The sequence below is a fragment of the Haematobacter massiliensis genome (assembly GCF_000740795.1).
Lineage (GTDB): Bacteria > Pseudomonadota > Alphaproteobacteria > Rhodobacterales > Rhodobacteraceae > Haematobacter > Haematobacter massiliensis.
The window spans coordinates 424,775-441,343 of record NZ_JGYG01000002.1 but is presented as its reverse complement, the minus strand read 5'-3'; the positions used below and the strand labels follow the sequence as shown (position 1 = coordinate 441,343).

The window sequence follows — 16,569 nt, the reverse complement described above, 5'->3', positions numbered from 1 at the left end:
AAAATTGATGTGGCCCTGTGCATGACATCGTGCACGAGCGGGCCCTCACGCCTCTGCGATGCCGGCTTTCAACCGCGGGCCGTGTCGCATATAAGCGCGTCCAAAGGCCGAACGTCCTATCGCCGCACGAAGAGGAAAAGCATGACGAAATCCACGCGGGAGGCAGATGTCGCGTTCATCGAAGCGCTGGCAGAGATCCTGAACAAGAGCGACCTGGCGGAAATCGCCGTGAAACGCGACTATGGCGAGGATGACAGCCTCGACGTGCGCATCTCTCGCCAGTCGACCGTTACCTATGCTCCCGTCCCGCAGGCGGCGTTCGCGGCCCCTGTCGCTGCTGCTCCGGCGGCACCGGCGGGCCCCGCGGCGGCAGCGGTTGAGGATCCGGCCCAGCATCCGGGCGCCGTGACCTCTCCCATGGTCGGTACCGCCTATCTCCAGCCCGAACCCGGCGCGCAGCCGTTCGTGACGATCGGCGCACAGGTGCGCGAGGGGCAGACCGTCCTCATCATCGAGGCGATGAAGACCATGAACCATATTCCCGCGCCACGGGCCGGGACGGTCAAGCGGATCCTCATCGAGGACGGCACCCCTGTCGAATACGGCGCGCCGCTCATGATCATCGAGTGAGGCGGGAATGTTCGAGAAGATCCTGATCGCCAACCGGGGCGAGATCGCCCTTCGCGTCGTGCGCGCCTGTCAGGAGATGGGCATCCGCTCCGTCGCCGTGCATTCCACGGCAGATTCTGACGCGATGCATGTCCGCATGGCCGATGAGAGCGTCTGCATCGGGCCGCCCCCCTCCTCCGAAAGCTACCTGTCCCCCGCCGCGATCATCTCCGCCTGCGAGATCACCGGGGCGGAGGCGATCCATCCGGGCTACGGCTTCCTGTCGGAAAACGCCAGCTTCGTGCAGATGGTGGAGGATCACGGCCTGACCTTCATCGGTCCGCGCGCCGAGCATATCCGCATCATGGGCGACAAGATCACCGCCAAGGAAACGATGCGCGCGCTTGGCGTGCCCTGCGTTCCCGGCTCCGACGGCGGCGTACCGGACGTGGACACCGCAAAGATCATCGCGAGAGAGATCGGTTATCCCGTCATCATCAAGGCCACGGCCGGCGGCGGCGGGCGCGGGATGAAGACCGCGCGGAGCGAGGAGGAGCTGGAAATCGCTTTCCGCACCGCTCGGTCCGAAGCCAAGGTCGCCTTTGGCAACGACGAGGTCTATATCGAGAAATACCTCGAGAAACCCCGTCATATCGAGATACAAATCTTCGGCGATGGCAAGGGTCATGCCGTGCATCTGGGGGAGCGGGACTGCTCGCTCCAGCGCCGCCACCAGAAGGTTCTGGAAGAGGCCCCCGGCCCGGTGATCGACGCGGAAACCCGTGCGCGCATCGGGGCGATCTGTGCCGATGCCGTTGCCAAGATCGGCTATTCCGGGGCGGGCACTGTCGAGTTCCTCTACGAGAACGGCGAGTTCTTCTTCATCGAGATGAACACCCGACTGCAGGTCGAGCATCCGGTGACGGAGGCGATCTTCGGCGTCGATCTCGTGCGTGAACAGATCCGCGTGGCCTCCGGCATGCCGCTTTCCTTCGGACAGGACGATCTGGTCATCAACGGCCATGCCATCGAGGTGCGGATCAACGCCGAGCGGCTGCCGAACTTTGCGCCCTGCCCCGGACTCGTGAAGATGTTCCATGCGCCGGGCGGTCTCGGCGTGCGGATGGATTCAGCACTCTACAGCGGCTACAGGATCCCGCCCTACTACGACAGCCTCATCGGCAAGCTCATCGTGCATGGGCGCGACCGGGAGGAGGCGCTGGCGCGGCTGCGCCGGTCGCTGGGCGAGTTGATCGTGGACGGGGTGGATACCACCGTGCCGCTCTTCTACGACCTGATCGGCGAGCCGGACATTCAGACGGGAACCTACGACATCCACTGGCTGGAACGCTGGCTGGCCCAGGCCTATGCCTGACCGGGGGGCGGCAGGCACCGAGGTGCTGCCGCTCGCGCCGGAGCTTCTGCTCCGTGCCTACGCCGCTGGCCTGTTTCCCATGGCGGATAGCCGTGAGGCGACAGAGCTGCGCTGGATAGACCCTCCGCTTCGGGGGGTCTTTTCATTGGATGACTTCCACATTTCCCGGTCGCTGGCCCGCCGCATCCGCAGCGGCCGCTTTCAGGTGACCGCGGATCGTGCCTTTGCCGCCGTCATGGAGGGTTGCGCCGCAAGGGCGGAAACCTGGATCAACGCCCAGATCATGTCGCTCTATGGCGCGCTGCATCGCGCGGGGCACGCCCATTCCATAGAAGTGTGGGAGGAGGAGAGGCTGGTCGGAGGGGTCTACGGCGTGACATTGGGAGCCGCGTTCTTTGGAGAGAGCATGTTCTCCCGCCAGACGGATGCTTCCAAGGTGGCCCTGGCCTATCTGGTGGATCGCCTGCGCGCCGGGGGTTACATCCTGTTCGATACGCAATTCCTGACACCCCATCTCGCCAGGCTCGGCGCTATTGAGATCCCTCGCGCCGCCTATCTGCGGCAGTTGCAGGCTGCGATCAGAAGGGATGCGAGCTTCGAGGCACCCGGAGAAATACCCACGGTGGAGGTTCTGCTCTCCCGTCAGGCGCAATGAGCCGTCAGTTGGTGCAGCGGAGGATCCACACGTCGTAGCGGGAACTTTCCAGCGCGGAGAGCGCAGGACTGTCGGCGATCATCCAGCCCGCGAATACCGGGCCGCTGGTCTGGAGCGAATCCACGATCGTCAGATGGGCATAGGCGTTGGAGGCGGGGTCGGCGCTGGGAAAGCGGCACTCATCAAGCGTGATGGAAAGCCGCCCTTCCGTCTTCGTTTCCCCGCGACGCAGGGGAATGTCCCGCGTCTCGCCAGAGACCTTGTCGAGCCAGCGGACCATGCCACCCGTCGCGGAAGACACCGACGCCGCTCCGGCACTGCCTGCCGAGACCGCAAGCAGAGCCGCCATCAACAGCATACGCCCGCCTTTCATTGCTCCGCAGGCGCCAAATTAGGCTCTGTGGAGGAGTGCTCCCCGGCATCGCCGCCACCGCTCAGCGCATCGCTGGCGGAGCCGCCTACAAATTTCATGAGCAACGAAATGAGGCTCACCGAGCCTTGGGTATCGACGATCTCATCCCCCGGGGCGAGGTTCATCGGCATCCCGCCCGGAACCAGCTCCATGAAGTTGCCGCCGAGCAGCCCTTCGGAGGACACGAGCAACGCGGTATCCTGCGGAAGTTCCAGCCCGTTCTGCACGGAGATCGTCATATCCGCGAAGTAGGTCTGCGGATTCAGCGCAAGACCGGTGACAGACCCCACACGGACGCCGGCAAGCCGCACATCGGTGCCCACCGCGATACCCTCCGTCGAGCGGAAGCTCGCATGCAGGTCATAGCTGCCGCCCGAACGATGCAGACCAATTGTACCGGAGGAATACAGCAGGAAGCCTGCTGCCACGACGAGCACAAGTCCGCCAACCAGAACTTCGGAGATCTTTGTTTCCGCCATCTGCTTACTCCGGCTGCCAGGCCTCGTAGTCCCGCCGTTCGGCAGGTTCGGGCCGCAGCAGCGAACCCGGCGGCACATAGGCGAGCGGCGTGCCGGTCAGGTTCTCCTGATGCGGCTTTTCCCAGCCCTTGTGGGCCAGCGGCGCCTGCTCCGGGGTCCTGTCCCAGGTGTGATGCAACCAGCCATGCCAGTCGGGGCTGATACGGGAAGCCTCTGCCTCTCCGTTGTAGATGACCCAGCGGCGGCTACTGTCCTTGTTGCGGTAGAACACGTTGCCCTGCTCATCTTCACCGACGCGGATGCCGTTGCGCCAGGTAAAGACCTGCGTTCCAATGGTCTGGCCGTTCCACCAGGTCAGCACACGTTTGAGAAAGTCCATCCGTCCCTCCGGGCCTTGCCTGCCCTGATATGGCCCATCGCCGCCAAGACGTCCAGTCGTGACGGGACGGACGACCTCAACTCCGCGTGCCGGCGAAGCGGCGTTCCCAGTCCTCGCGGTCTTCATCCGGGATCTTGTTGAACAGCACCTCCGGCACCTCGAAGGCATGTCCGGGTTTCAGCTGCGTCAACGCTTCTGCCAGATCGTCGGGCCATACCCCCTCCATCGTACGGAGCGAGGCCAGCATCCGTGCCGATGTATCGGGGATGAACGGCGCGGAAATCACCGCGTAGACCCGGATGAGGTTCAGCGAGAGCCGGGTGATCGCCGCCGCCCGCTCTGGATCCGTCTTCACGGCGGTCCAGGGTGCGGCCGATTGCAGGTATTCGTTGCCTGCCACCCACATCGCGCGCAGTTCGGAGGAGGCCTTGCGGATCTCCATCTGCTCCATGAAGGTTTCATAGGCGCGAAGACGCGTGGTGAGTTCGGCGATCAGCGCCTCCTCCTGCGGTCCCCAGTCCCCGCCCTGCGGTACTGCCTCCCCGAACTTGGAGCGGCAGAACTTCGTGACGCGGGAAACGAGGTTGCCCAGCACATCGGCCAGATCCTTGTTCACGCTCGTCTGGAAATTCTCCCAGGTGAATTCGCTGTCGGAGTTCTCCGGCGCATGGCTCAGCAGCCACCAGCGCCAGTAGTCGGCGGGCAGGATCGACAGAGCCTGATCCATGAACACGCCGCGCCCCTGGCTGGTGGAGAACTGGCCGCCGTCATAGTTCAGGTAGTTGAACGACTTGATGTAATCCACAAGCCGCCACGGTTCGCCCGATCCCATGATCGTCGCGGGGAAGGACAGGGTATGGAAGGGGACGTTGTCCTTGCCCATGAACTGGAAATAGGTGACGTCATCGCCCCCCTCATCCAGCCGCCACCACCGGCGCCAGGCGCTGTCGGGCAGACCCTGCGCATCGGCCCATTCCGCGGTTGCCGCGATATATTCGATGGGCGCGTCGAACCACACGTAGAAGACCTTGCCCTCCATGCCCGGCCAGTCCTGATCGCCCCGCTTCACCGGCACGCCCCAGTGCAGGTCGCGGGTGATGCCGCGGTCCTGCAGCCCGTCGCCGTCGTTCAGCCATTTCTTGGCGATGGAGGTCGTAAGGATCGGCCAGTCCGTCTTGGACCCGATCCACGCCTCCAGCTGATCGCGCATCAGGGACTGGCGGAGGTAGAGGTGCTTTGTCTCCCGCACTTCCAGATTGGTGGAGCCGGAGATGGCGGAGCGCGGGTTGATCAGGTCCGTCGGGTCGAGCTGCTTGGTGCAGTTCTCGCACTGGTCGCCCCGCGCCCGATCATAGCCGCAGTTCGGGCAGGTGCCCTCAATGTAGCGGTCGGGCAGGAAGCGGTTGTCGTCGATGGAAAACACCTGGCGCTCCGCGACCTCGGCAATCATGCCGTTGTCGGCGAGCTTGCCGGCGAAATGCTGGGTGAGCTTGCGATTGCGCTCGGAGGACGACCGTCCGAAGTGATCGAAGGACAGCCGGAAGCCCTCGGCAAGCCCTTTCTGCACCTCATGCATCTCGGCGCAGTACTCCTCCACCGGCTTGCCCGCCTTCGCCGCGGCCAGCTCGGCCGGGGTGCCATGCTCGTCGGTCGCGCAGATGAACATGACCTCGTGGCCCCGCGCCCGCATGTAGCGGGCGAACAGATCGGCAGGCAGCTGCGAGCCCACCAGGTTGCCCAGATGCTTGATCCCGTTGATGTAGGGGATTGCCGAGGTGATGAGAATACGGGCCATGCGCGTCTTTCCTGTCGGGCCTGCCAGATTGCCTGCCACTTTGCTTGCCGGTCTGCGCCTCCTTTAGCGCAGGCTCCCGGCCTCCGCCAGCGGTCAGGCGCGAAGGGATTGCCGAACGAGGGGGCGCGGCCTATGGGATGAAATGCCGCAGGTCCATCGTGTGCCTTGCAGCATGAAGGGGGTTCAATGGACTTTCTCTCCTCTGGTCTTGCAGTGCTGTTTCAGGTGATCGCCATCGACCTGGTGCTTGCCGGGGACAATGCCGTGGTCATCGGACTGGCCGCCGCCGGCCTTCCCGCGGATCAGCGGCGCAAGGCGATCTTCATCGGCATCATCGCGGCCACGGTGCTCCGGGTGATCCTCGCGACCGTGACGACGCAACTGCTCGATGTGGTGGGGCTGATCCTCGTCGGCGGCATCCTGCTCCTCTGGGTCTGCTGGAAGATGTATCGCGAACTCCGCACGCCGGAGGAGCAAGAAATCGCCGCGCATGAAGCGCTCGGCGATGCAGACCTGACGGGCGAGGGACAGGTGGGCGAGCGTGCCCCGCGCAAGACGCTGGGCCAGGCTGTGCGGCAGATCGTCATCGCCGACGTCTCCATGTCGCTCGACAATGTGCTGGCGGTCGCGGGCGCCGCGCGGGAACATCCGGGATTGCTGGCCCTCGGACTGGTGTTTTCCGTCGCGCTCATGGGGTTTGCAGCCTCGCTGGTGGCGCGGCTTCTGCACCGCTACCGCTGGATCGGCTATGTGGGGCTGCTCATCATCCTCTATATCGCGCTCGACATGATCTACCGCGGTGCGATGGATATCTGGGCCGTAGCGGAGGCGACGAGCGTCTGACAGGGGCTGCTGAAAAGCCCCGAAGCGCCACGTTTCTATTAAAAGAAACCGGGAAATCGGCCTCTTGGACGGTGGTTATCCCGCCGGATTTCGGCGGATCACGCATGATTTCCGCTCTCGCACAGTGCTGACAGAGCGCTGCCAGAGTGCTGAAGGCTTTTACACGTTCTCCCAGCGTGCCGGAGGGCGAGAGTGCCCTGACGGCACCCTCATGACCCGGAGGCGACCCTGAGCTTGTGAGGCAGGACTGCCCTCCGGAATCTGCGCTCAATGCGCCTCCGCCCAGTTGTCACCCCAGCCCGCATCCACCACCAGCGGCACGGAAAGCTCGACAGCAGGCAGAGCCGCACCCTCCATGACGGCGCGGACACGCCCGATGAGTTCCTCCACCGCGCGATCCTCCACCTCAAACACTAGTTCGTCGTGCACCTGGAGCAGCATCTTGGCGGGCAGATCCGCGATGGTCTGCGGCACGCGGATCATGGCCCGGCGGATCACATCGGCGGCAGTGCCCTGAATGGGGGCGTTGATCGCCGCGCGGCGGGCGAAACCTGCGGTCGGCCCCTTGGCGTTGATCTCCGGCGTATGGATCTTGCGGCCGAACAGCGTGCGGACGAAACCGTGTTTCTTCGCGAATTCGATCGTGCCGTTCATATATCCCCGGATACCGGGAAACCGCTCGAAATAAGTGTCGATGAACCGCTGTGCCTGATCGCGCGGGATGCGCAGGTTCCGGGCGAGACCGAAACCGGAAATCCCGTAGATCACCCCGAAGTTGATGGCCTTCGCCTGCCGACGGATCATCGGATCCATACCTTCGATCGGTACCCCGAACATCTCGGAGGCGGTCATCGCATGGATGTCCAGCCCTTCGTCAAAGGCGGTGCGGAGCTCCGGGATTTCCGCCACATGGGCAAGGATGCGAAGCTCGATCTGGCTGTAGTCAAGAGAGACGAGCTTGCAGCCCGGCTGGGCCACGAAGGCCTCGCGGATGCGCCGTCCTTCCTCCGTCCGCACGGGGATGTTCTGCAGGTTCGGATCGGTGGAGGCGAGACGCCCGGTGTTCGCCCCGGCGATGGAGTAGCTGGTATGAACGCGGCCCGTCTCCGGGTGGATATGGGTCTGCAGCGCATCCGTATAGGTCGACTTGAGCTTGGAAAGCTGGCGCCAGTCCAGCACCCGCGCGGGCAGGTCATGACCTTCCGCAGCCAGATCCTCAAGAATGTCCGCCCCCGTTCCGTAGGCGCCGTTCTTGCCCTTGGAGCCGCCCGCCAGGCTCATGCGCTCGAACAGGATTTCCCCCAGCTGCTTCGGCGAGCCCACGTTGAAAGGCTCCCCCGCGAGCTCATGGATCTCTGCCTCCAGCCCGGCCATCTTCTGCGCAAAAGCGTTCGACATGCGGGAGAGCGCGTCGCGGTTGACGAGGATCCCCGCCATTTCCATGCCCGCGAGCACCGGAACGAGCGGGCGCTCCAGCGTCTCATAGATCGTGGTCACCCGCGCCCTGTGCAACTGCGGCTTGAACCGCCGCCAGAGCCGGAAGGTGACATCCGCGTCCTCCGCGGCATATTTCACCGCCTCCGCGACCGGTACGCGGTCAAAGGTGATCTGGCTCTTGCCCGAACCGATCAGCGACTTGATCGGAATGCACTGATGCTGAAGATAGCTTTCCGCCAGCACATCCATCCCATGATTGTGCAGCCCGGAATTCATCGCATAGGACATCAGCATCGTGTCGTCGATCGGAGCCACGTCGATGCCGTAGCGGCGCAGGATCTTCAGATCGTATTTCACGTTCTGACCGATCTTGAGGATCGCGGCATCCTCCAGCACGGGCCGGAGAGCATCGACCACCATGTCCAGCGGAAGCTGCCCCTCCGCCAGATCGGAACCGCCGAACAGGTCGCCCTCCCCCACCCGGTGGGACAGCGGGATATAGGCCGCGCGACCCGGCGCGGTGGCCAGCGAGATGCCGACCAGCTCGGCCCGCATCTCGTCAAGCGAGGTGGTCTCCGTGTCAAAGGCCACGAGCCCCGTATCGCGAATTTCCGCGATCCAGGCCTCCAGCGTGTCCATATCCCGGATCCACACGTAATCGGCAGGCGTGAAGGGCGGCTCCTCCACTGCCTCCGCCGGTTCTTCGTCCGCGGGCGGCACGTCGGAGACGGCGGGCGGCAGGATGCCCTTCCGGTCCGCGATGCGCTTCGTCAGGGTGCGAAGCTCCATCCGGGCGAGGAAGTCCATCAGAACCTCCGCCTCCGGTTCCTGCACTTCCAGCGTTGCCAGATCGCAATCGAGCGGCATGTCGCAATGCAGTTCCACCAGCCTGCGGGAGATGCGGATCTGCTCCGCATTGTTCAGCAGCGTCTCCCGCCGCTTCGGCTGCTTGATCTCACCCGCCCGCTCCAGCAGCGTCTCCACGTCGCCGTATTCCTGAATGAGCAGCGCTGCGGTCTTGATGCCGATCCCCGGCGCGCCGGGGATATTGTCCACCGAGTCGCCGGCCAGAGCCTGCACATCCACCACCTTGGCAGGCGGGACGCCGAATTTCTCCTCGACCTCCTCCGGCCCGATGCGGCGGTTCTTCATCGCATCCAGCATCTCCACCCCGTCGCCGACGAGCTGCATCAGGTCCTTGTCGGAGGAGATGATCGTAACCCGGCCCCCCGCATCGCGCGCCCGGCAGGCCAGCGTGGCGATGATGTCGTCGGCTTCGTATTCCTCGATCTCGATACAGGGGATGCTGAAGGCGCGGACCGCTTCGCGGGTGAGGGGGAACTGAGGGCGCAGATCCTCCGGCAGTTCCGGGCGGTTCGCCTTGTAGAGCGGGTAGATGTCGTTGCGGAATGTCTTGGACGAATAGTCGAAGATCACCGCGAGATGCGTGGCCGCATCGGCGGAGCTGTTGTTGCCGTCCACATATTTGAACAGCATGTTGCAGAAGCCCGCGACCGCACCGATCGGCAGGCCGTCCGACTTGCGGGTCAGCGGCGGTAGGGCATGATAGGCGCGAAAGATGAAGGCGGAACCGTCGATCAGGTGCAGGTGATGCCCCTTGCCGAAGGGCACCGTCGCCGCGCCGCCTGTCGTATCGTCCTTCGCCATATCCGCCTCCATCGCCGTCAGGCCGTCCTTTTACTCCGGAGGGCGGCGGGATGCGAGGGCCGGCGGAACCGGAACGTGCCTTCCGGGACGGTCAGTGCGCGTCGGGCACCGCGTTCGGGTCAAGCACGAAGCGCTTGTCGCAGTAGCCGCATTCGACCCAGCCCGGCTCCTCCGGGATCGTCAGCCATACCCGCGGATGGCCGAGCGCGCCTTCGCCACCGTCGCAGGCGATGCGGCGGGAATGGACGATTTCCGTTTCGGGGGCTTCGATGGTCATGCCTTGGCTCCGCTCGTGGCTCAAACTGGATCGGCTCAGCAGGTGCTGCTTATCTGCCTCACCTTCGCCCAGCAAGGGGGCGCCGCGAGGTTGCGTCCAAGGATAGCCGCGCATGCCGCCTGCGGGCAAGCGGCGCATCGTCATGAAGCGCCTCACACGCGTGGCTACGCCACCTGCCCCCTGCCCCGGCGCGTATCAGCGCATCGGGGAATGCAGACTGTCTTGCGCTAGGACGGTTCCCGGTCGATCCGAAGCTGGTAGCAGTTGTTGCGCGCGGAGCGCACGTGCAGATAGGCCACCGTCTTGTTTGACAGAAGCTCGTCAGCCCGTTGGGTCAGGTCGCCTGTCGCGACAACCTGCCCCGTTCCGTAGACGATGCGATGATCCGCACCGTAACCGCGCAGGATATAGTCGGGCGAAGACAGGATATCCGGCAGCTCCCCGCCATCCGGCCTCCGCTCACATGCAGCGCACAGGAAGATCGGCCCGGTTTCCGCATAGGGCTGGAGCGCCGGGAACGGCCGCCACGCAAGCGTAAGGTAATCCCGCCCCACCGGAATGTGGCGCAGACAATGGCGGCAGGGCAGCGCGGCCTCCTCCGCGCGGCGAAGCTCGGGCAGCATATCATAGGCATCCAGCCCGCCCGTCCGCAGACGGGCAACCGCAGGGCCGGGAAGCGCGGAGAACAGGACCATGGCAACCTCCTTTTTCCGCAACATCGCCTGTCGGGGCGCTGTCCCGCCACCCGGAACCTGCTCAAAGGTCAACGCCTCCCCGGCGCTCGCACGCCACCGGTCGGATGCAGCCGGTCGGATGCAGCCGGCGAGCCGGTGCCGGTCTCAGTCCCGCGGCAGCATCCGGCCCAGTTGCCGTCCGCCCAGAATATGGACGTGGAGATGCGGCACTTCCTGATGGCCATGCTCCCCGGCATTGGTGATCGCACGGAAGCCCATGCCGCCGTCCTTCGTCTCGACCTTCGTCATCTCGCAGACCTTGCCGATGGCACGGTTGAAATCGAGGATCTCCGCGTCGGAGGCTTCCTGGGTGAAATGATCGAGGCTGACATAGGGCCCTTTCGGGATCACCAGCACATGCACCGGCGCCTGCGGCTGGATATCCGCAAAGGCGAGCGTGTGTTCGGTCTCCAGTACCGTCTTGTTCGGGATCTCTCCGCGAAGGATTTTCGCGAAGATGTTCTGGTCGTCGTAAGCGTAGCCCACTGCCGTCTCCTGCCCTGATGTCGCGACTCGCCGCCTGCCTATCATGGCCTGCTCGGGTAAGTCAGCCCGGTCGATGGATGTGATGGAAGTCGCGCAGAATCCTCCCTCCGCATCCTCCCTCCGCTGGGAGCGGGCCGAAGGCCGGTCCTCACGCGCTTGAAACCGGGGGTCGCGGGGGGCGTCCCCCCGCGCAGCCCGCGCTTGGGAGCAAGAAATGACTTCCGCTGGCGGGAGTCCCCCCGCACGGCCGGGCGCAGGATCGGGCCGTGCGGATGAGTCACCTCCCATCTAGTCACGACCGGCAACGAGTCCCGCCGGACTTCGGCCCGGCTCACGATTGCACGTAGCCGCGCGCACTTGCCGATGGACGGCAGTCGCTGACCCGTTGGGAGCTCTCTCTCGCAATGGGGCCCGGCACCCGGAGGGCTCGCATATCTGTTTGCCCCTTGCGGGGGAACGCTGGTCCGCCGGTCCTCTCGGCGGGGAGGTGGAGCGCATGTTTACCCCTCGCGGGGGAACACTGGCGATAGCAGGCGGCTTCCACCGCTTGCTACGCTTCCAGACCGGCGCGCTTGCGCGGAGGGCGCATGGGGCGCTACATCTCGTCGCGCATCTGACGGAGCCCCTATGTCCCTCCCCTTGAACCCCCGCATGGCCGCCACGTTCCCTCCCCCCGTCATGGAGGCCCGGCGCTGGCTCTCCGGCGTGGAGTTCCCGGCGGACCGTCCTCTCATCAACGTGAGCCAGGCCGCCCCGGTGGAGCCGCCGCCCGAGCCGCTCCGCCGCGCCATCGCAGAGGCATCGCTGAACGATCCCGCCGCCCATCTCTACGGCCCGGTGCTCGGGATGCCGGAGCTGCGTGAGGAGATCGCCATGCAGTGGTCCGCCGCCTATGGGGGAGAAATCCGCCCCTCGCAGGTCGCGATCACGCAGGGTTGCAATCAGGCCTTCACCGCCATCCTGTCCACGCTCGCTGGCGAAGGCGATGAGGTGATCCTGCCGACACCGTGGTACTTCAACCACAAGATGTGGCTCGACATGCAGGGCGTCACCGCCGTGCCGCTTGCAACCGGCCCAGACCTGATCCCCGAAGCGGAGGCCGCACTGCGGCTCATCACTCCCCGGACCCGCGCCATCGTGCTCGTCTCGCCCAACAATCCGGGCGGGGTGGAATATCCGCCCGAAACGGTCCGCGCTTTCTTCGAGCTTGCAAGGGAACGCGGCATCGCGCTGGTGCTGGATGAGACATACCGGGATTTCGACGCCCGCTCGGGCGCACCGCACGACCTGTTCGCCGACCCGGACTGGCACGGCACGCTGATCCATCTCTACTCTTTCTCCAAGGCCTACCGCCTGACCGGCCACCGCGTCGGCGCCATCGTCGCGTCGGAGCGGCAGTTGGCGGAGGCGGAGAAATTTCTCGACACCGTGGCAATCTGTGCGGGCCAGCTCGGGCAGCGGGGCGCGCTCTGGGGGATGCGGAACCTCGCACAATGGGTCGCGGGGGAGCGGGCGGAGATCCTCGACCGTCGCGCCGCCATCGTGGAAGGCTTCCCGCAGTTGGAGGGCTGGAAGCTTCTCGGCTGCGGCGCCTATTTCGCCTATGTGGAGCATCCCTTCTCTCTCCCTTCCGATCAGGCGGCCCAACGGCTGGTGCGGGACGCGGGCGTATTGCTGCTGCCGGGCACGATGTTCATGCCCGAAGGCGATGCCGCCGGCGCACGCGCCTTCCGCATCGCCTTCGCCAATATCGACCACGCGGGTATCGGGGAGTTGTTCGGACGGCTGTCACAGGTTGCCATGTGATGCTTGCCCGGCCCCGTTCCGTGCCGTAGGAAGCCCCGGACCAGCAGAGGGATCCGCGCATGGCCAAGTTTCGGAGCAAGGGAGCAAACGTCACCATCTGGGTGCTGATGGGGCTGCTCATCTTCGGTCTGGGCGGATTCGGCGTCACGAATTTCGGCGGAGGGGCGACCGCCGTCGCAACGGTGAACGGGCGTGACGTGACCGCCAACGACTATGCCCGCGCGCTGGAGCAGCAACTCCGCACTTTCTCCGCCCAGTCGGGCCGGGCGCTTACTCTGCGGGATGCCCAGGCCATGGGGCTGGATGCGGCGGTCCGCAACCAGCTCGTCGGTCGCGCGCTCATCGATGCGGAGCTGGAGCGGATCGGCCTTTCTGCCGGAGATCAGGAAGTGCAGCGGCAGGTGCTCGCCATTTCCGCCTTCCATGGGCTGAACGGGCAGTTCGACCGCCGTGCCTATGCTGACGGATTGCGCCGTGCGGGCTACACGGAGGCGGAGTTCGAACGCACGCTCCGCGACGATGCGGCACGCGGTGTCCTGCAGACGGCGATCGCCAGCGGCGTGGCCGAGCCGGGCATCTATGCCAACACGCTCGTCTCTTTCCTGGCCGAGACACGCTCTGCCACGCATGTCACGCTGACCGGGGCGAACCTTTCAACGCCGGTGCCCGAGCCGGGAGAGGCAGAACTCACCGCCTGGTATGACGCGCACAAGGACCGCTACACCCTCCCCGAAGCGCGGCGCATCAGCTACGCCTGGGTGACGCCCGATACGCTCGCCCCGACGGTGGAGGTGAGCGATGCAGCGCTACGAAGCGCCTACGATCAGCGGCAGGAGGAGTTCGTTCAGCCCGAACGGCGGCTGGTGGAACGCATGGTCTTCGGCTCGGAGGCAGAAGCGCAGGATGCCAAGGCACGGCTCGACGCGGGACAGATCACGCGGGACGGCCTGCTCGCCGAACGCCGCATCACGGCCGCGGACATCGACCTCGGCGATGTGGCGGAGGCAGAACTGGGGGCTGCGGGGGCCGAGGTATTCGCGCTGGCGGCTCCCGGCGTGGTCGGACCGCTGCCCTCGGATTTCGGCCCGGCGCTCTACTGGATGAACGGCATCCTCGAAGCCCAGAACATCACCTTCGACGAAGCACGGGACCAGCTTCGCGGCGAGGTCGCCGTGGAGGAAGCCCGCCGTCAGATCACGGCGGACACGCCGAAGTTCGACGACCTGATCGCCGGCGGCGCGACGGTGGAGGAGCTGTCCCGCGACACGATCATGGAGGAGGGGCATATCGACTTCCGCCCAGATACGGAGGAAGGCCCTGCCGCCTATCCGGAGTTCCGCGAGGCGGCCCGCACCGTGCAGAAGAACGACTTCCCCAGCCTGGTTCAGCTTTCAGACGGCGGGCTCGCCGTGCTGCGCCTTGATGAGATCCTGCCCCCGCAGGCCGTGCCCTTTGCCGATGTGCGGGATCGTGTGGCGGCGGACTGGCGTCACGATGCCGTGCAGAAGGCGCTGGAGGCGGAGGCCGCGGCGCTGGAAACCCGTCTCGCGGCTGGCGAGGCGATCACGGCGCTTGGCCACCCTGCCGCGAAAGTGGAAGCGCTGCGCCGCGATTCCGTGGTGGAAGGCACTGCGCCCGGCTTCACCGAGGCGGTCTTTGTCCTGCAGCCCGGCGCCCGGCAGACGGTTGCGGGCGACGGCGTGATCTCTCTCGTTCAGCTCGACAGCGTGAACACCCCGGATGCAGCTGATCCCGACGTGCTCGCCCTGCATGATGGTCTGACACAGCAGGCCGGCCAATCGCTCGCGCAGGACATGTTCGACTATTTCTCCACCGCTTTGCACTCGGACGCGAAGATCAGCTTCAACCAGGCTGTCATCAACTCTGTGCATTCGCGCTTCCCGTGAGGCAGACGTGGCTCTTGTACCCTCCTTCGACGCTTTCGAGGCCGGCTGGAATGCCGGCCAAAACCAGCTTGTCTACACTCGGCTCGCCGCAGATCTGGATACGCCCGTCTCGCTCATGCTGAAGCTCGCGGAGGCGCGGGCCGACAGCTTCCTGCTGGAATCCGTGACGGGAGGAGAGGTGCGGGGTCGGTTCTCTGTCATCGGCATGAAACCCGACCTGATCTGGGATTGCCGGGGAGAGGAAAGCCGCATCAACCGGCAGGCGCGCTTCGACGCGGCCGCCTTCGAGACTCTGCCCGGCTCCCCTCTCGAAACGCTGCGCGCGCTCATCGAGGAATCGCGGGTGGAGATGCCCGCCGACCTCCCCGCCATCGCCTGCGGCCTTTTCGGTTACCTCGGCTACGACATGATCCGGCTGGTGGAGAGGCTGGGCACCCCCGGCCCGGACCCGATCGGCGCACCGGATGCGGTGATGATCCGCCCCTCCGTCATTGCCGTTCTGGACGGGGTGAAGGGCGAGGTGACGATCGTCTCACCCGCATGGGTTTCCTCCGGTCTGGGTGCGCGGGCCGCCTATGCGCAGGCGGCGGAGCGGGTTATGGACGCCCTCCGCGATCTCGACCGTAGCGTGGAAAGCGACAACCGGGTATTCCACGAGACAGCTCCCGTGGGCGAGCCCGCCTCCAACTTCACCAAGGAGGGCTACAAGGCCGCCGTGGAGAAGGCCAAGGAATACATCCGCGCGGGTGACATCTTTCAGGTGGTTCCGGCGCAGCGCTGGACGCAGGATTTCCGCCTGCCGCCCTTTGCGCTTTATCGGAGCCTGCGGCGGACCAACCCCTCTCCTTTCATGTTCTTCTTCAACTTCGGCGATTTCCAGATCATCGGGGCCAGCCCGGAGATTCTCGTGCGCCTCCGCGATGGTGAGGTGACTGTCCGCCCGATCGCGGGCACCCGACCCCGTGGCGCGACGCCGGAGGAGGATCGCGCGCTGGAAGCCGACCTGCTCGCCGACCCGAAGGAGCGGGCGGAGCATCTGATGCTGCTCGACCTCGGGCGGAACGACGTGGGCCGCGTGGCGCGGGTGGGCACCGTCCATCCGACCGAGAAGTTCACCATCGAGCGCTACAGCCACGTCATGCACATCGTCTCCAACGTGGTGGGCCAGCTGGCGGAGGGTCAGGATGCGCTCTCCGCCCTTCTGGCGGGTCTGCCCGCAGGCACCGTCTCCGGCGCGCCGAAGGTCCGGGCGATGCAGATCATCGACGAGCTGGAGCCGGAGAAGCGCGGCGTCTATGGCGGCGGCGTCGGCTATTTCTCCGCCAATGGCGAGATGGACATGTGCATCGCCCTCCGCACCGGGGTCTTGAAGGATCAGAAACTCTACGTTCAGGCGGGGGGCGGCGTGGTCTTCGACAGCGACCCTGAGTCCGAATGGATGGAGACGGTGAACAAATCGCGCGCGCTCCGTCGCGCGGCCGAAGATGCGGGGCTTTTCGTCCGCCGCGGCAACGGCTGACAGCGCGGCGCCGGTTGCGGTAGCGACGGCGAGACACGCCGCCGCTGCGATGCTCGCGACAGCGGCCCGGCATGACGGCACGCGACCGATGACTGCAGGCGCGGGAGTCCGGGGGCCATCCCCCTTCCATGCCAATCCCCGCGTCCAAAGCATATGGCCGGAGGTCTGGTCCCGGAGCAATGCCGCTT

The 16,569-nt window shown here is 65.5% G+C and carries 15 protein-coding genes; 7 read left to right on the top strand and 8 right to left on the bottom strand.

All coding sequences use genetic code 11. The features are described 5' to 3' along the window. Window positions 1-141: 141 nt before the first annotated feature. Genes accB through aat form a run of 3 tightly spaced genes read left to right on the top strand, consistent with a single transcriptional unit; the run spans window position 142 to window position 2,639 of the window. Entirely contained in the window at window positions 142-630 is a 489-nt protein-coding gene (gene accB / locus CN97_RS05210) for an acetyl-CoA carboxylase biotin carboxyl carrier protein (protein WP_035708052.1), read from the top strand. A gap of 7 nt (window positions 631-637) precedes the next feature. Next, window positions 638-1,984 (top strand): acetyl-CoA carboxylase biotin carboxylase subunit, encoded by a 1,347-nt coding sequence (gene accC / locus CN97_RS05205; RefSeq protein ID WP_035708049.1) that lies wholly within the window; start codon window positions 638-640, stop codon window positions 1,982-1,984. After that, window positions 1,977-2,639, top strand: coding sequence for a leucyl/phenylalanyl-tRNA--protein transferase (aat, locus tag CN97_RS05200; protein ID WP_084684000.1), 663 nt, complete (start codon window positions 1,977-1,979; stop codon window positions 2,637-2,639). The genes accC and aat overlap by 8 nt, the downstream gene beginning before the upstream one ends. 4 nt (window positions 2,640-2,643) lie before the next feature. On the opposite strand, the gene CN97_RS05195 is transcribed toward aat, so the two are convergent. The 4 genes from CN97_RS05195 to metG form a co-directional block, all read right to left on the bottom strand. Further along, a complete protein-coding gene (locus tag CN97_RS05195; protein WP_035708047.1) occupies window positions 2,644-2,997 on the bottom strand; it encodes a DUF2155 domain-containing protein in 354 nt (117 codons plus the stop codon). A gap of 11 nt (window positions 2,998-3,008) precedes the next feature. Then, on the bottom strand, window positions 3,009-3,530 hold the full coding sequence (gene mlaD, locus CN97_RS05190) for an outer membrane lipid asymmetry maintenance protein MlaD (RefSeq protein WP_035708046.1): 522 nt from the start codon (window positions 3,528-3,530) through the stop codon (window positions 3,009-3,011). Window positions 3,531-3,534: 4 nt separating this feature from the next. Further along, window positions 3,535-3,909: an NADH:ubiquinone oxidoreductase subunit NDUFA12 gene (locus CN97_RS05185; RefSeq protein ID WP_035708043.1), complete on the bottom strand. Its 375-nt coding sequence runs from the start codon at window positions 3,907-3,909 to the stop codon at window positions 3,535-3,537. Window positions 3,910-3,985: 76 nt separating this feature from the next. Beyond that, window positions 3,986-5,704 (bottom strand): methionine--tRNA ligase, encoded by a 1,719-nt coding sequence (gene metG / locus CN97_RS05180; RefSeq protein WP_035708041.1) that lies wholly within the window; start codon window positions 5,702-5,704, stop codon window positions 3,986-3,988. A 186-nt stretch (window positions 5,705-5,890) separates the two neighbouring features. Here metG and CN97_RS05175 point away from each other — a divergent pair, with 186 nt between their 5' ends. Then, the gene (locus CN97_RS05175) at window positions 5,891-6,547 is read left to right on the top strand and encodes a TerC family protein (RefSeq protein ID WP_035708039.1); all 657 of its coding nucleotides are present in this window, start codon (window positions 5,891-5,893) and stop codon (window positions 6,545-6,547) included. 267 nt (window positions 6,548-6,814) lie between these two features. Here the strand turns inward: CN97_RS05175 and polA are convergent, their stop codons facing one another. From polA to CN97_RS05155, 4 genes are all read right to left on the bottom strand, one after another. Beyond that, the gene (polA, locus tag CN97_RS05170; protein WP_035708414.1) at window positions 6,815-9,616 is read right to left on the bottom strand and encodes a DNA polymerase I; all 2,802 of its coding nucleotides are present in this window, start codon (window positions 9,614-9,616) and stop codon (window positions 6,815-6,817) included. A gap of 127 nt (window positions 9,617-9,743) precedes the next feature. Then, the gene (locus tag CN97_RS05165; RefSeq protein ID WP_035708036.1) at window positions 9,744-9,929 is read right to left on the bottom strand and encodes a zinc-finger domain-containing protein; all 186 of its coding nucleotides are present in this window, start codon (window positions 9,927-9,929) and stop codon (window positions 9,744-9,746) included. A 227-nt stretch (window positions 9,930-10,156) separates the two neighbouring features. Next, window positions 10,157-10,624, bottom strand: coding sequence for a DUF1203 domain-containing protein (locus tag CN97_RS05160; protein WP_035708033.1), 468 nt, complete (start codon window positions 10,622-10,624; stop codon window positions 10,157-10,159). Between the two features lie 144 nt (window positions 10,625-10,768). Continuing rightward, complete coding sequence (locus tag CN97_RS05155; protein WP_035708030.1) at window positions 10,769-11,149, bottom strand: HIT domain-containing protein; 381 nt, start codon at window positions 11,147-11,149, stop codon at window positions 10,769-10,771. Window positions 11,150-11,776: 627 nt separating this feature from the next. On the opposite strand from CN97_RS05155, the gene CN97_RS05150 reads away from it, so the two are divergent. Genes CN97_RS05150 through trpE form a run of 3 tightly spaced genes read left to right on the top strand, consistent with a single transcriptional unit; the run spans window position 11,777 to window position 16,381 of the window. Next, entirely contained in the window at window positions 11,777-12,955 is a 1,179-nt protein-coding gene (locus CN97_RS05150) for an aminotransferase (RefSeq protein WP_035708027.1), read from the top strand. Between the two features lie 59 nt (window positions 12,956-13,014). Continuing rightward, on the top strand, window positions 13,015-14,862 hold the full coding sequence (locus CN97_RS05145; RefSeq protein WP_051910970.1) for a peptidylprolyl isomerase: 1,848 nt from the start codon (window positions 13,015-13,017) through the stop codon (window positions 14,860-14,862). A 7-nt stretch (window positions 14,863-14,869) separates the two neighbouring features. Continuing rightward, the gene (gene trpE / locus CN97_RS05140) at window positions 14,870-16,381 is read left to right on the top strand and encodes an anthranilate synthase component I (protein WP_035708023.1); all 1,512 of its coding nucleotides are present in this window, start codon (window positions 14,870-14,872) and stop codon (window positions 16,379-16,381) included. The last annotated feature ends 188 nt before the right edge of the window (window positions 16,382-16,569 follow it).

Excerpts from the sequence above, each read along its gene's own strand:
- accB (WP_035708052.1), top strand. The coding sequence starts at position 142 with ATGACGAAATCCACGCGGGAGGCAGATGTCGCGTTCATCGAAGCGCTG.
- accC (WP_035708049.1), top strand. The coding sequence starts at position 638 with ATGTTCGAGAAGATCCTGATCGCCAACCGGGGCGAGATCGCCCTTCGC.
- aat (WP_084684000.1), top strand. The coding sequence starts at position 1,977 with ATGCCTGACCGGGGGGCGGCAGGCACCGAGGTGCTGCCGCTCGCGCCG.
- CN97_RS05195 (WP_035708047.1), bottom strand. The coding sequence starts at position 2,997 with ATGCTGTTGATGGCGGCTCTGCTTGCGGTCTCGGCAGGCAGTGCCGGA.
- mlaD (WP_035708046.1), bottom strand. The coding sequence starts at position 3,530 with ATGGCGGAAACAAAGATCTCCGAAGTTCTGGTTGGCGGACTTGTGCTC.
- CN97_RS05185 (WP_035708043.1), bottom strand. The coding sequence starts at position 3,909 with ATGGACTTTCTCAAACGTGTGCTGACCTGGTGGAACGGCCAGACCATT.
- metG (WP_035708041.1), bottom strand. The coding sequence starts at position 5,704 with ATGGCCCGTATTCTCATCACCTCGGCAATCCCCTACATCAACGGGATC.
- CN97_RS05175 (WP_035708039.1), top strand. The coding sequence starts at position 5,891 with ATGGACTTTCTCTCCTCTGGTCTTGCAGTGCTGTTTCAGGTGATCGCC.
- CN97_RS05165 (WP_035708036.1), bottom strand. The coding sequence starts at position 9,929 with ATGACCATCGAAGCCCCCGAAACGGAAATCGTCCATTCCCGCCGCATC.
- CN97_RS05160 (WP_035708033.1), bottom strand. The coding sequence starts at position 10,624 with ATGGTCCTGTTCTCCGCGCTTCCCGGCCCTGCGGTTGCCCGTCTGCGG.
- CN97_RS05150 (WP_035708027.1), top strand. The coding sequence starts at position 11,777 with ATGTCCCTCCCCTTGAACCCCCGCATGGCCGCCACGTTCCCTCCCCCC.
- CN97_RS05145 (WP_051910970.1), top strand. The coding sequence starts at position 13,015 with ATGGCCAAGTTTCGGAGCAAGGGAGCAAACGTCACCATCTGGGTGCTG.